This window comes from Helicobacter sp., from assembly GCF_022511165.1.
Taxonomy (GTDB): Bacteria; Campylobacterota; Campylobacteria; order Campylobacterales; family Helicobacteraceae; genus Helicobacter_C.
The window spans coordinates 1-12,624 of record NZ_JAFLSB010000040.1 but is presented as its reverse complement, the minus strand read 5'-3'; the positions used below and the strand labels follow the sequence as shown (position 1 = coordinate 12,624).

Sequence of the window (12,624 nt, the reverse complement as noted above, 5' to 3'; positions counted from 1 at the left end):
TGTGAGTATTATTACTCTCTTGCAAAAGTGTATGGATATAGATTCTTGCTTTAAGTTTATCGGCTAAATGTGTATAAATGGGATTTCTATATATAAAATAATGCAAGAGTATAGCAGAAGTAAATTTTTATATCAAATATTAAGGAATGGGTATATTTTAGGCAAATTAAAGATTCTAGCCTTTGTTGAGGCTAGAATTGAGAAGAAATACAAAATAAAAAACTATTGATACAACCAAAAAGGGCGGGGCATTAAGCCCCAAAGCGTTACTACGCCCTCGTTAAAGCACTACTTTTGTTATAAACATTTATTATGAAAAAAAAGGGGGGGGATTACATCATTCCACCCATACCGCCCATTCCACCCATATCTGGCATTGCTGGAGCTGGTTTGTCTTCTTTGATTTCATTAATAGCTGCTTCAGTAGTTAAAAGCAAACTTGAAACCGACACGGCATTTTGCAACGCCACGCGTGTAACTTTGAGCGGGTCGATAATACCCTCTTTAAACATATCCACATACGCACCTGTTGTTGCATTGAAACCAAAATTATCTTTAGCATTTTTCTCTACTTCATTGATAACTACACCCGCATCATAGCCGGCATTTTTGGCAATTTGCCCAAGTGGAGCTTTAATAGCACGCTTAATAATATCATAACCAATGGCTTCATCACCTTTGAGGCTAAGTTTGACTTTTTGAGAAGCGCGGATAAGAGCCGAACCACCGCCAATCACAATACCCTCATCAACTGCTGCTTTTGTCGCAGAGAGTGCATCATCTACGCGATCTTTTTTCTCTTTCATCTCTACTTCACTTGCCGCGCCTACCTTAATCACTGCCACACCACCGCTCAATTTTGCTAATCTTTCTTGGAGTTTTTCTCTATCGTAATCGCTTGTGGTATTTTCAATTTCAGTTTTGATTTGAGCGATTCTATCTTTTACATCTTTTGCTTTGCCCTTGCCATCAACGATTGTTGTATTATCTTTATCAATCACAATGCGAGCAGCACTTCCTAAATCCGCAAGTGTAGCTGCCTCAAGAGTTTTTCCAAGCTCTTCACTAATCACTTGCCCACCTGTAAGGATAGCAATATCTTGGAGCATTGCCTTGCGTCTATCGCCAAAGCCGGGTGCTTTCACTGCAGATACATTAAGCACACCACGCAATTTATTCACAACCAATGTTGTTAAAGCCTCGCCTTCAATATCTTCAGCGATAATTAAAAGCGGTTTGCCACTTTGCATAGTTGCCTCAAGCAAAGGTAGAATCTCTTTCATATTTGAGATTTTTTTATCTGTTAAAAGCACATAGGCATTTTCAAGCTGTGCAGTCATTTTGTCGGTATTAGTTACAAAATATGCAGAGAGGTAGCCTCTATCAAATTGCATACCCTCAACCACGCTTAGCTCATCATTAATCCCTTTTGCCTCTTCTACCGTGATAACACCATCTTTGCCTACTTTTTCCATAGCCTCTGCAATGAGCGCACCTACTTTTTCATCAGAATTTGCAGAAATAGTTGCTACTTGTGCGATTTCAGCTTTACCACCGACTTTTTTGCTTGCCTTTTTAAGCTCGGCAATAATAGCTTCACTTGCCTTGTCCATACCACGCTTTACTTCAATGGGATTCGCCCCTGCTGTGATATTACGCAAGCCTTCTTTGAAAATGCTATGCGCAAGAACAGTGGCTGTTGTTGTGCCATCTCCTGCTGCATCAGCTGTTTTGCTCGCTACTTCTTTAACAAGCTGTGCGCCCATATTGGCAATAGGATCTGCAAGCTCAATTTCTTTTGCCACAGATACGCCATCTTTTGTAATAGTTGGTGCACCATAGCTTTTTTGAATAAGCACATTGCGCCCCTTTGGTCCCATAGTAACTTTTACCGCATCATTTAATTGCTTAATGCCCTCATATAATCTATTTCGTGCAGAATCCGAAAAATGAATTTCTTTACTTGCCATTGTATTACTCCTTAAATCTTAATTTATTTCTCAATAACGCCCAAAATATCATCTAGCTCTAAAACCATATATTCCTTAGAATCTAGTTTAATTTCTGCGCCCTTATATTTACCAAACACGACTTTGTCATTTTCTTTTAACACTTTGTCATTTTTAAGTTTTGCGCTCACTGCTTTTACAATACCTATGAGAGGTTTTTCTTTTGCATTATCAGGAATAATAATGCCTGAACTTGTTTTGGTATCTTCCTCAACGCGCTCTACAAGAACTCTCTCGCCCAGAGGTCTAAATTTCATACGAACTCCTTTATTATAAAAATATATCAAAAATAATCAAAAACTAGCACTTAATTTTTGAAGTGCGAGAATTTTATATATTTTTGTTAAACAAGTCAATACTTTATAGATAATTTATAAATAAATCTTAGTGTAATGAACTAAACTTATATATGCTAGATTCTATAAACTTTTAAAATATAGCCATTCAATAGAGAGCTTAAGCTTTTTTTTTATACAATTTTTACTCATATTTTTGATTTGAGCACAATCCCTCAAGGGTAACGAATCTTAGGGTAAAACAAGGCTATATAAATTGATGGTAAGTAAGCATTCAATAGAAAATCTCAAGCAACACATCAATATCGTAGATATTATAGGTGCATATGTGGAGCTTAAAAAATCAGGGAGTAACTACCTTGCGTGTTGCCCCTTTCATAATGAAAAAACCGCAAGTTTTGTTGTTAATCCCGTGAAAGGATTCTATCATTGCTATGGCTGTGGCGTGGGTGGTGATGCGATAAATTTTCTTATGGAATATGAGAAACTAAGCTTCATAGAGAGTGTGGAAAAAATCGCCGCAATGAGCAATTTTACACTTGAGTGGGAAAGGGGCTATGAGAAAAAGGCAGATTCAAATGTACTCAATGAAATAATGCGTTTTTATCAAAAATGCCTCCTCTCTCATAAGCCCTCACTTGAGTATCTTGCCTCGCGTCAGGTATCAAATGCAAGCATTGAGAAATTTCGTTTAGGTTATTGTGGGGCAAGTTTTGAGATTTTAAATTTTATTAGAGAGCGGACGCTTGATAAAGAAGAGTGCTTAGAGTTTGGCGTTATTGGACGCGATAATGGACGCGATTATGCGCGTTTTAGTGATAGAATCATCTTCCCTATACACTCTTCAAGTGGCAAAGTTGTGGGCTTTGGTGGGCGCACAATGAGCGGTGCAAATGCAAAATACATTAACTCTCCTCAAAGCAGAATCTTTAATAAATCTCAACTCCTTTATGGCTACTACATCGCTAAGGACAAAATTTATAAGCAAAAAAAAATCATTGTATGCGAGGGCTATCTTGATGTGATAATGCTTCATCAGGCAGGATTTGATTGTGCTGTGGCTACACTTGGCACAGCATTAACCAAAGAGCATTTTCCACTTTTGCGCAAAGGTGAGCCAAAAATCATCTTAAGCTATGATGGAGATAAAGCCGGGATAAATGCTGCTTTCAAAGCTGCAAAAATGCTTGCTAAAGAGGGCTGTGATGGTGGTGTGGTAATTTTTGAAGGTGGTGCAGATCCTGCCGATATGGTGGCAAACAAGCAAATTAATGAACTCAATGAGATTTTTGCTACGCCTATACCTTTCATTGAGTTTGTCCTTACCCATATTGCTCAAAGCTATGCTATTGAAAATCCCTTGGAAAAGGAAAAAGCCCTTGCTCAATCTACGCAATTTCTTCACACATTAAGTCCGCTTTTGCAAGAAGAATATAAGCCTTTTTTGGCACGATTGCTCTCTTTGCCCACGCGTCTTATTCATACCGATCGCACACAAGTTCCTGCCCCTTCGCCACATCTCATCACGCAAAGCCAAGATTTTGCTGAACTTACTTTGCTTAAGACTTTTCTTGAGCAACCTGAACTTATTGATTTTGCGATTGAGTATATTGATTCTTCGATTTTTGCTGCACATAAAGAATCTTTTATACTCCTTATGAATAAGCAATATGAGCAGCTTTTAGGCATCTCACTTAACGAGAGTATCAAGGCTCTTCCTGATTTGCCTACGCTCAAAGAGCATTTAAGATTATTTATCGCTCAAGCCTACACGCGTCTTTTAACAAGCATTCCGCAGATTCAAACATTGAGTTTGCAACGCAAAAATGAGCTTATTAAAGATGTAAGACATAAAATTATTCAACTCAAACAAGGAGAATTACTGCCCTATGTTAGCATTAGCACTTTTTAGCGGAGGCTGTGATAGCCTCATCTCAATGAAACTCCTCAAGGATCAGGGTATTGATGTTATTGCCCTGCATTTTGATATTGGCTTTGGAGGCAATAAAGACAAGCTTGCCTATTTTCAAAATGCCACCGCGCAGATTCCAGTAGAGCTTAAAATTTTAGATATTAAGCGACAATTTTTTAATGATGTGCTTTTTAAGCCAAAATATGGATATGGCAAATATTTCAATCCCTGCATCGATTGCCACGCCAATATGTTTAGCAATGCCTTTTCATATCTGCTTGAGGTGGGAGCGGATTTTGTTGTGAGTGGTGAAGTGCTAGGACAGCGCCCTAAATCCCAACGCAAAGAAGCTCTTGATCAAGTCAAAAAACTTGTGCGGCGTATTGGAGAGGATACAAAGTTTGATAAGATTCTCTCGCGCGATGGGAGTGATAAAAGTAAGCCACAATACCTTGATGAACTCCTTTTGCGCCCTATGAGTGCTAAACTCCTTGAACCAAGTTTTCCTGAAAAAATGGGTTGGGTCAATCGAGAAGCCTTGCTTGATGTGAGTGGGCGAGGGCGGACAAGACAGCTTGAGATGATTAAAAATTATGGCTTTAAGTATTTTGAAAAACCCGGCGGGGGCTGTTTGCTCACACAAGATTCTATTGCTTTAAAAATTAAAGACCTCATCTCTCATCGCCAAATACACTTTGAAGATATAGCGATGATAAAGGTTGGACGCTATCTTGTATTAGAAGATGGCGCAAGATGCGTTATTGCGCGCAATCAAGAAGAGAATACCAAGCTTTCACAGCCAAATCCACAAATGGAGCAAATCGCCCTTCTTGATTGCATAGGACCAATAGGTATTGTAGAATCTAATGCAACCTTAAGCGATAAGCTTCTTGCTGGACAAATCGCGCTTAGCTATGCAAGGACAGAAAAAGATAAATCTTACAAAGTGCAAATTGGCACAGAAACTTATGAACTTACGCCACTTGAACGAGAGAGAGCGCAAAGCTATTTGCTTTTAACGCAATGATTTTGCATTTTTGATAAAGCTTGTATGATGCCTTAAGAATTCTTTAAAACAAATGTTTGAGCGTTTTTAGAATCTGCCCAATTTTTTATGAATGTAGGCTGACAAAACTTCTCTTGATGAAATTTTAGGCTGAGTTAATCTTTATATATAGAAAGAGAATCTAGCCAAGTTGAGAGACTTTAGCAAGGAAATTACGCACACGCTCGTGCTTGGGGGATTCAAAAAATATCTCTGCGCGCTCTTGCTCAATAATCTCCCCCTCACTCATAAAGATAATTCTATCCGCAATCGCTCGAGCAAATTTGAGTTCGTGGGTAACAATGAGCATTGTTTTGCCTTTGATATTTTTAATCACCTCAAGCACATCAGCAATAAGCTCCACATCAAGCGCAGAGGTTGGTTCATCAAAAAGCATAATACTTGGATTTAAAGCTAAAGCCCTTGCAATAGCTACTCTCTGTTGCTGCCCTCCGCTTAGCTCGTAAGGGTAGGATTTTATCTTTTGAGCTAAACCCACAGATTGAAGCTGCTCTATGGCAATTTCCTTTGCCTCTTCTTTGGGGAGTTTTTTAACTACGATAAGGGCTTCGCTCACATTATCAAGGATATTTTTATTCACAAAAAGATTAAAATTTTGAAATACCATAGCAGATTTTTGGCGTAATTTAAACATTTCTTCTTTGCTAAAATGGGCAAAATCAAGTGCTAATTCATCAATGATAATGCGCCCATTATCTGGTTTTTCAAGGAGATTGATGCTTCTTAGAAGGGTGCTTTTACCTGCCCCACTTGGTCCAATAATTGCCACAATTTCATTATCTTTAACTGATAAATTAATATCTTTAAGCACAAGATGTTGGTGGAAAGTCTTGTTAGTGTGAGTAATTTCTATCATTTGGTGTATTTCTTTCTAAATTGAGCAAAATATTTTTCGATTCTAAAAAATATACCCTCAAGCACCACACATAGCACCCAATACATCAGGGCTGCCATAAGATATACTTCTAAAAATTTTGAACTTCTGCCAGATTCTATATCAGCTAGTCCCATAAGCTCGGGCACGGTAATAATAGAGGCAAGGGCTGTATTTTTGACTTGGAGAATGAAAAAATTAAGCAAATTGGGCAAAGTAATCATAAAGGCTTGGGGTAAAATAATGCGTCTTAGAGCTTGGGCATTACTCATTCCTAGTGAATATGCCGCCTCAATTTGCCCCTTATCCACAGAAAGCAAAGCCGCGCGGAAAATTTCGCATAAGTAGGCACTCGCATAGAGTGAAAATACAATAAGTGCGTAATAGAGGCTATCAAAGTTATGAAAATCGATGTAAATTTCATAAGATTGCAGGAAAATAGGCAAACCATAATAAAACATAAAAAGTTGTACCAAGAGTGGTGTGCCACGAAAAAATGAGATATAGAGCATTATAATGTGATTGAGGTACTTTATTTCAAAAACTCTCACAAGCGCGAGGATAAACCCTAGCACTCCTCCTGCAAAAAATGAGACAATAGCAAGAAGAAATGTGAGAGGGAGAGCAGGGAGTAGGGTAAAAAATGTATGTGCAAAATAAGCTCCATCAAACATTGCTAAGCCCTACACACATAAAAAATATTCATTTGCTCTGCGCTTTTTCATTTGTTATTTGGTTAAATCCTGTTTAAAATATTTGATGCTCAAATTGCTTAAATCTTTAGAATCTATGGCTTTTTTGAGCGCTTTTGATACTCTATTTTTTAGCTCTATATCTTTTTTGTTAAAGACAAAATACACAGGGGTTTTATCAAGGATAATATCTGTTGCCTTGAGATTAATATTTTGCGCCTTGGCAATGTTAATTGAGCTAATAGGCTCACCAATAATTGCTTGGATTCTATTTGCACCTAAATCTGCAATCAGCGCAGGGGGATTTTTATAATATTTAATCTCTATGTGCAAATCCTTATGGGCTTTGAGATAATTTTCTAAATCACGTGCGTAGTTTGAGCCTACGCTCACACCTATTTTTTGATGATTAAGCTGTGTAAAATCTGTGATATTTTGATCTTCTCTTATAATCACGCCGCTAATGTCGTTAAAATAAGAATAATCAGAAAAGATATATTTCTCCTCACGCTCTTTAGTTTTGGTGATTTGATAGGCTAAAAGATCGAATTTTGCGCTATCAAGCCCGGGAAAAACAGCATTCCATTGCACACCATTAAACTTAAACACAAGGCTTTTATCATATTTGCTTAGAATCTTTAATACATCAATGTCAAAGCCATCTATTTGATTGTTTGCATTCACAAAAGCAAAGGGACGATAAGCATTGCCTGTGCCCACCTCAATAGGTTTTTTCTCATCTGCATAAAGTGCATTTGCTAAGCCAAGCAAGAGTATAAGGGGGGTAATCAAAAGTATTTTTTTCATATGTTCTCCTTAAGAATCTAGTTATTTGCGTATTGGAGGTATTCTTCACCAAAATATTGCGCTTGGAGGGCTGCAATCTTGCCCTCTTTCAGTGCTTTTTCCATTGCCTTATCAACTATTTTGGCAAGATTTGCGCTATCTTTGCGAAAGATAAGATACACGGGCACTTTTTCAAAATGAAATTTTGCGACACTTATTGTAATATGTTGTGCCTTAGCATAATCTTGTGCGGCGATAGGATTATTGACCATAGCCTCTATCTTTTGGTTTTTTAAGTCTGCTACGAGTAAAGAAGAGGTTTTGTAATACACAATTTTAATATCTAAATGGGGGTTATTTTTGAGATATTCCTCAAGATTTTTGGCGTGATTTGAGCCAACGGTTACTCCAATCTTAGCACCTTTTAGCTCTTTTATATCTGCAATGGGTTGCTTTTTTAGGCTAATAATGGTGCTTATATCATAAAAATAGGGCTTTTTTGAAAAGATATATTTCTCCTCACGCTCTTTAGTTTTGGTGATTTGATTGGCGATAATATCAACCTTTTTTGCATCAAGTGCGCTAAAAATGGCATTCCAATTAAATGGGCTAAATTCTAGTTTAGAATCTGGAATATAAGAGGCAATAGCTCTTACTACATCATTATCAAAACCACTTGCTTCGCCTTTTTCATTAAGATAAGCAAAGGGTTTATAGGCATTCTCACTTCCTACTTTGAGCTCCAAAGCAAAACTTAAGCTAAAAGCAAGAAGTAATATATTGATAATTTTCATTTTTCTCTCCTTAATAGATTCTAGACTTAATCTAGAATCTTATCTTCACAATATTGCCTTGTGTGGAGGTAACTCACAACACAAAGCGTTTTTGCTAGAATCTAGCTCAAAAACAAGCAAGGGAGTTATATTATAGATTTTATAGAGAGGGCTGCTAGGTTTAATTTAGCAGTATTTCTCTCTGTTCTCTCTCCTGCTTTAAATAAAGCAAGGCAAGATTCTATAATCTCATCAGCTACAATCCCTTTAATAGAGCTTTTAGCTTTCTTATCGCACTAAAGGCATAAGCTCTTTAGCAATACGCTCAAGCTCCTCTTTCATCGGCGCACATTGGACGATAAGAAGCTCTAGCCCTGCTTCTTCATAAGCCTTAATTTTTTCTGCTACTTGCTTAGCTGTGCCTACAAAATGTGGGCGCAATCCGCGATTTGAGACGCTGTATTCTTTCTTGCTAATTTCCACATCAAGTTCTGAATTATTGGTAAAGTTTTCGAAAGAATTTTCATATCGTTGTGCATCTTTAATGGTTGTAATACGTTCAAGTTCTTTGAGCGCCTCTTCTTCTGTGTCGCGTATGATGATGTATGCAGCCATACCAAAGCCCAAAAATGGCTCTTTTCCTGCTTTTTTACGCCGTTCTTTCATATCTGCAATTTTTTCTCTTACTTCTTCAAGTGTGCCTCCGTGCAGGAGATATTTATCGGCAAATTGTGCAATCGCATTGCGCCCTGTTTCGCTCTCTCCTCCCGCATATACAAGCGGAGTCTTGGGTGGCTTTGGCTCATTATAAGATTCTTTAAAAGCAAAATACTTGCCTTGATAAGTAAAAGGGGTATGTTCCCAAAAGCCTCTTAACACATCGGTATATTCGTGTGTAAGGTTGTATCTATCATCGTGTCCATCAAAATTAATGCCAAATTGTCGTGCCTCCTCTGCCCACCAAGCTGATACCATATTGATGCTAAAGCGCCCATTACAGATTTGCGAAATGGTGGCAATTTTCTTTGCTGTGAGGGCAACTTGATGATATTGAGGGCGCAAAGCTGCGAGAATCTCAATTTTTTCTGTAATCGCCGCCAAAGCATTGGCAATCGCCCACGCATCAAGAGCGGATTCTTTTTCGCCCTTAATATCATTCAAATAAAGCTCTGGCACAAGAGTGAGTGCATAGCCTAGCTTTTCAGCACGCAAAACTAAGTCTTTGATGTATTCCCAAGAGCCTTGTGTGGTATCATCATCAACATTTCTTAACCAACTTCCAAAAACAGGTGTCCAATAGCCAAATTTCATTTTTTCTCCTTTTATTGATGTAGAGCAATATCATATTGCTCTTTTAAAAATTGCACGAGCTTATCACTTGCTCCACTTTTGCCTTGTGCGCGGAGTTTGGATTCAAGAGTGCTATTATAGTTAGTATTGGTATTAATATCATACACTACATTTTCGCCCTCTTTGCTTTCTATGAATTCTATCCCCGCAATTTCTATATGATGCTGTTGTAAAAATCGCTCCAAAACTTGCACAAGCGGAGTGTGGGCTGTAATATCCTCGCGCACACTAAACTTATCCGCACTCCCCACCTCACAGGCTGCTCCTGCAAGTTCAGGGAGAGAATCCGCCCTCTCTATTTCGCAACTATCAGCAGGACAGAGTTTAAAAGCCCCGCCACTTGTATCTACTCGCACAGCATAGACAAATTTCCCGCCTATGAACTCACATCGTGTAATGAAAGGCTCTTTGGAGGGTATGTATTCTTGCAAAAGTGTGATGCCATCAATTGGCTCTTCATACTCACTTGAGTGTATATAGGCTTCAAAAGATGCCCTATCATCAAATCTTTGTACGCCTAAGCCCTTTCCACCTTGATTATGCTTAGTAATAAAGGGTGTTTGGAGCTTTTGTGCAAATGTGAGTAAATCCTCTTTCCCAAAAACACTTATTGTCTTTGGTGTGCGAAACCCAGCTTTATTGAGCGCAAGATATTGCCTTGCTTTGCTCACTTCTAGCTCAAGTATCGCACTTCCATTGATTACGCGTCTGCCATAAGATTCAAGCCACGAAAGGATAGTGCGCCCATACTCTTTAGAATAAGCGTGATCGCGTGTATGACTTGAAGCGCTTAATCTACTCCAAAATACACCTTTTGGTGGAGGAGCGTCTATATTAATACCCCCTTGCGTTAAGAGAATCTCATTAAAGGCAACCCCTGCTCGCTCAAATGCGCTCGCAAAAGGCGGAATCCACTCGGGATTCTCGTGTAGGATATAAATCCCATCTTTTAGTTCATTCAGTAACACATTTCCTCCTTTACTTTGGTTTATCAATCAAGTTCGCGTTTTTTGGGGATAAGCACCACGCATACAATGGCTATAAACATCAAAATCCCAAAATAGATGAAAAACGCGTCTTCAATGCTACTTTTTTCTGCCCGAAGTTGCATAATCATCGATACTTGATTTAGCCCCACCTACGCGATACGCAGCGGCTCTGTGATTTGAAGGTAATTTATCGCCCTTGCCAAAAAGCTTATTGCGAAGCGTTCCTTCTGCGTATTGTTCTTGATACACGCCTCTTTTTTGAAGCTCGGGGACGATAAAATTCACAATATCTTCAAAAGTGCCCGGTGTAGTGGCATAGGCAAGATTAAAGCCATCAACATCAGCATATTCTACAATTTCTTCCAAAGTATCTGCTACTTCTTTAGCCCCACCTACAATCTTTGGTCCTAAAGCACCAATTCCTCCTGCGACTTTTATCAAATCTCTTAAAGTCCATTCTTTGCCATCTGCTGTTTTGCCATCGGCAAATTCTTTGACTTTGCCAATAATGGCATTAGATTTGATTTTTGAGAGCGGATCATCAAGGTTGTATTTGCTTAAATCTTCTCCAAGCCAACCAGAATTCAGCGCCAAAGCTCCATCAACATTGACATAGCTTGTTAAATCTTTATGTTTTGCTTGTGCAAGTTTGTCATTTTCATCAGTGATAATCGTAGCCAAAGCGTAAATTTTGGCATCATAGGGGTTGCGTCCTGCTTTTACAAGCGCTTCTCGAATCTGCTTCACAGCGATTTTTGCATACTCTTTTGTCATTGGTGAGATGAAAATTGCCTCTGCATTTTCTGCGGCAAACTGAATTCCCCTTGGGCTATTTCCTGCTTGAAAAAGCACCGGTGTGCGCTGTGGGCTTGGCTCACAGATATGAGTTCCGGGGACATTAAAATATTTGCCCTTGTGGTTAATATGATGAATCTTATTTGGGTCTGCAAACTGCCCTGTTTTTCTATCTAAAACCACCGCATCATCTTCCCAGCTACCTTCTAAAAGCTTATAGAGCACCTCTAAATACTCATCAGCCACCTCATATCGCTCATCGTGGGGAAGCTCATCTGTTCCCATATTTCTATTTGCACTTGGCAAGTAACCTGTAACAATATTCCAACCCACGCGTCCTTTAGTGAGATGATCTAAGGTGCTAAGTCTTCTTGCAAAAGGAAAAGGGTGCTCAAAAGGCACACCCGCAGTAATGCCAAAGCCTAAATGCTTTGTTACAGCTGCGCCAATAGCCGCTAATTGCACAGGGTCATTGACAGGCGTTTGCACGGCGTGTGTGAGCGCGGTAATATCATTTCCTTTATACAGCTCATATACGCCTATCACATCGGCAATGAAAATCGCATCAAAAAGCCCTTTTTCGGCGATTTTTGCGATATTTTGCCAATACTCAATATCCTTATAGCGCAAAGCTTGGTCGTTAGGGTAACGCCACAACCCCGGACTTAAATGTGTAATGCAGTTCATTTCAAACGCATTAAAATGAATCGTTTTTCCTTTTTTCATTGTCCATCCTTTTTTATTTTTTAAGTTGTTATTGCAACTTAATTGATGTAATCATAACTCATATATTTTACAAATTTATTAAAATACAATATGTAATTTTATAAATTTGTAATTTAATGCTACGAATCTATACATTTTATTTTAAGAGAATCTAGGAGGGGGTATAGGGATATGCTGCAATATTTACAAAAAAGCAGTGGCGACACACTAAAAGCACAATGCTTCATAGCGCGAGTGAGTTTAAGCGGGGATTGAATATAAGAAATAGAGGAGTAGGAATAGTGCCTTTTTGCACTAAGGGTTTTTTGTTCTTATTGTATAGATGAAGTTTAATGGATTTCTTCTTCTTTTTTTTT

10 protein-coding genes and 1 pseudogene are annotated in these 12,624 nt (G+C 38.5%); 2 read left to right on the top strand and 9 right to left on the bottom strand.

The genetic code is table 11. The features are described from left to right. Window positions 1-332: 332 nt before the first annotated feature. Together groL and groES are read right to left on the bottom strand one after the other, a co-directional pair. Window positions 333-1,970, bottom strand: a complete 1,638-nt coding sequence (gene groL, locus J1E28_RS06280; protein WP_291027872.1) for a chaperonin GroEL — start codon at window positions 1,968-1,970, stop codon at window positions 333-335. 32 nt (window positions 1,971-2,002) lie between these two features. Next, a pseudogene (groES, locus tag J1E28_RS06275) lies at window positions 2,003-2,266 on the bottom strand (co-chaperone GroES); the annotation flags it as partial. Between the two features lie 298 nt (window positions 2,267-2,564). Between groES and dnaG the strand changes: the two are divergent. Both dnaG and J1E28_RS06265 read left to right on the top strand, forming a co-directional pair. Then, window positions 2,565-4,217 carry a DNA primase gene (dnaG, locus tag J1E28_RS06270; protein WP_291027870.1) on the top strand — a complete coding sequence of 551 codons (1,653 nt, stop codon included), beginning with the start codon at window positions 2,565-2,567 and terminating at the stop codon, window positions 4,215-4,217. Beyond that, the gene (locus J1E28_RS06265; protein WP_291027868.1) at window positions 4,195-5,244 is read left to right on the top strand and encodes an argininosuccinate synthase domain-containing protein; all 1,050 of its coding nucleotides are present in this window, start codon (window positions 4,195-4,197) and stop codon (window positions 5,242-5,244) included. Before dnaG ends, J1E28_RS06265 begins: the two co-directional genes overlap by 23 nt. Window positions 5,245-5,404: 160 nt before the next feature. Here the strand turns inward: J1E28_RS06265 and J1E28_RS06260 are convergent, their stop codons facing one another. The 7 genes from J1E28_RS06260 to J1E28_RS06230 all read right to left on the bottom strand — a co-directional run bounded on the left by J1E28_RS06260 (window position 5,405) and on the right by J1E28_RS06230 (window position 12,268). Then, window positions 5,405-6,139 carry an amino acid ABC transporter ATP-binding protein gene (locus J1E28_RS06260; protein ID WP_291027866.1) on the bottom strand — a complete coding sequence of 245 codons (735 nt, stop codon included), beginning with the start codon at window positions 6,137-6,139 and terminating at the stop codon, window positions 5,405-5,407. After that, the gene (locus J1E28_RS06255) at window positions 6,136-6,831 is read right to left on the bottom strand and encodes an amino acid ABC transporter permease (RefSeq protein ID WP_291027864.1); all 696 of its coding nucleotides are present in this window, start codon (window positions 6,829-6,831) and stop codon (window positions 6,136-6,138) included. Before J1E28_RS06255 ends, J1E28_RS06260 begins: the two co-directional genes overlap by 4 nt. A gap of 54 nt (window positions 6,832-6,885) precedes the next feature. Then, window positions 6,886-7,656: a transporter substrate-binding domain-containing protein gene (locus J1E28_RS06250; RefSeq protein ID WP_291027862.1), complete on the bottom strand. Its 771-nt coding sequence runs from the start codon at window positions 7,654-7,656 to the stop codon at window positions 6,886-6,888. Window positions 7,657-7,673: 17 nt separating this feature from the next. Beyond that, complete coding sequence (locus J1E28_RS06245) at window positions 7,674-8,429, bottom strand: transporter substrate-binding domain-containing protein (RefSeq protein WP_291027860.1); 756 nt, start codon at window positions 8,427-8,429, stop codon at window positions 7,674-7,676. 267 nt (window positions 8,430-8,696) lie between these two features. Continuing rightward, the gene (locus J1E28_RS06240) at window positions 8,697-9,719 is read right to left on the bottom strand and encodes an LLM class flavin-dependent oxidoreductase (RefSeq protein ID WP_291027858.1); all 1,023 of its coding nucleotides are present in this window, start codon (window positions 9,717-9,719) and stop codon (window positions 8,697-8,699) included. Between the two features lie 11 nt (window positions 9,720-9,730). Then, complete coding sequence (locus J1E28_RS06235; RefSeq protein WP_291027856.1) at window positions 9,731-10,726, bottom strand: alpha-L-glutamate ligase; 996 nt, start codon at window positions 10,724-10,726, stop codon at window positions 9,731-9,733. Window positions 10,727-10,843: 117 nt separating this feature from the next. Continuing rightward, on the bottom strand, window positions 10,844-12,268 hold the full coding sequence (locus tag J1E28_RS06230; protein ID WP_291027855.1) for an LLM class flavin-dependent oxidoreductase: 1,425 nt from the start codon (window positions 12,266-12,268) through the stop codon (window positions 10,844-10,846). Window positions 12,269-12,624: the final 356 nt, after the last annotated feature.

What these genes read in the sequence shown, in the direction of transcription:
- groL (WP_291027872.1), bottom strand. Translation starts at nt 1,970, where the DNA reads ATGGCAAGTAAAGAAATTCATTTTTCGGATTCTGCACGAAATAGATTA.
- dnaG (WP_291027870.1), top strand. Translation starts at nt 2,565, where the DNA reads ATGGTAAGTAAGCATTCAATAGAAAATCTCAAGCAACACATCAATATC.
- J1E28_RS06265 (WP_291027868.1), top strand. Translation starts at nt 4,195, where the DNA reads ATGTTAGCATTAGCACTTTTTAGCGGAGGCTGTGATAGCCTCATCTCA.
- J1E28_RS06260 (WP_291027866.1), bottom strand. Translation starts at nt 6,139, where the DNA reads ATGATAGAAATTACTCACACTAACAAGACTTTCCACCAACATCTTGTG.
- J1E28_RS06255 (WP_291027864.1), bottom strand. Translation starts at nt 6,831, where the DNA reads ATGTTTGATGGAGCTTATTTTGCACATACATTTTTTACCCTACTCCCT.
- J1E28_RS06250 (WP_291027862.1), bottom strand. Translation starts at nt 7,656, where the DNA reads ATGAAAAAAATACTTTTGATTACCCCCCTTATACTCTTGCTTGGCTTA.
- J1E28_RS06245 (WP_291027860.1), bottom strand. Translation starts at nt 8,429, where the DNA reads ATGAAAATTATCAATATATTACTTCTTGCTTTTAGCTTAAGTTTTGCT.
- J1E28_RS06240 (WP_291027858.1), bottom strand. Translation starts at nt 9,719, where the DNA reads ATGAAATTTGGCTATTGGACACCTGTTTTTGGAAGTTGGTTAAGAAAT.
- J1E28_RS06230 (WP_291027855.1), bottom strand. Translation starts at nt 12,268, where the DNA reads ATGAAAAAAGGAAAAACGATTCATTTTAATGCGTTTGAAATGAACTGC.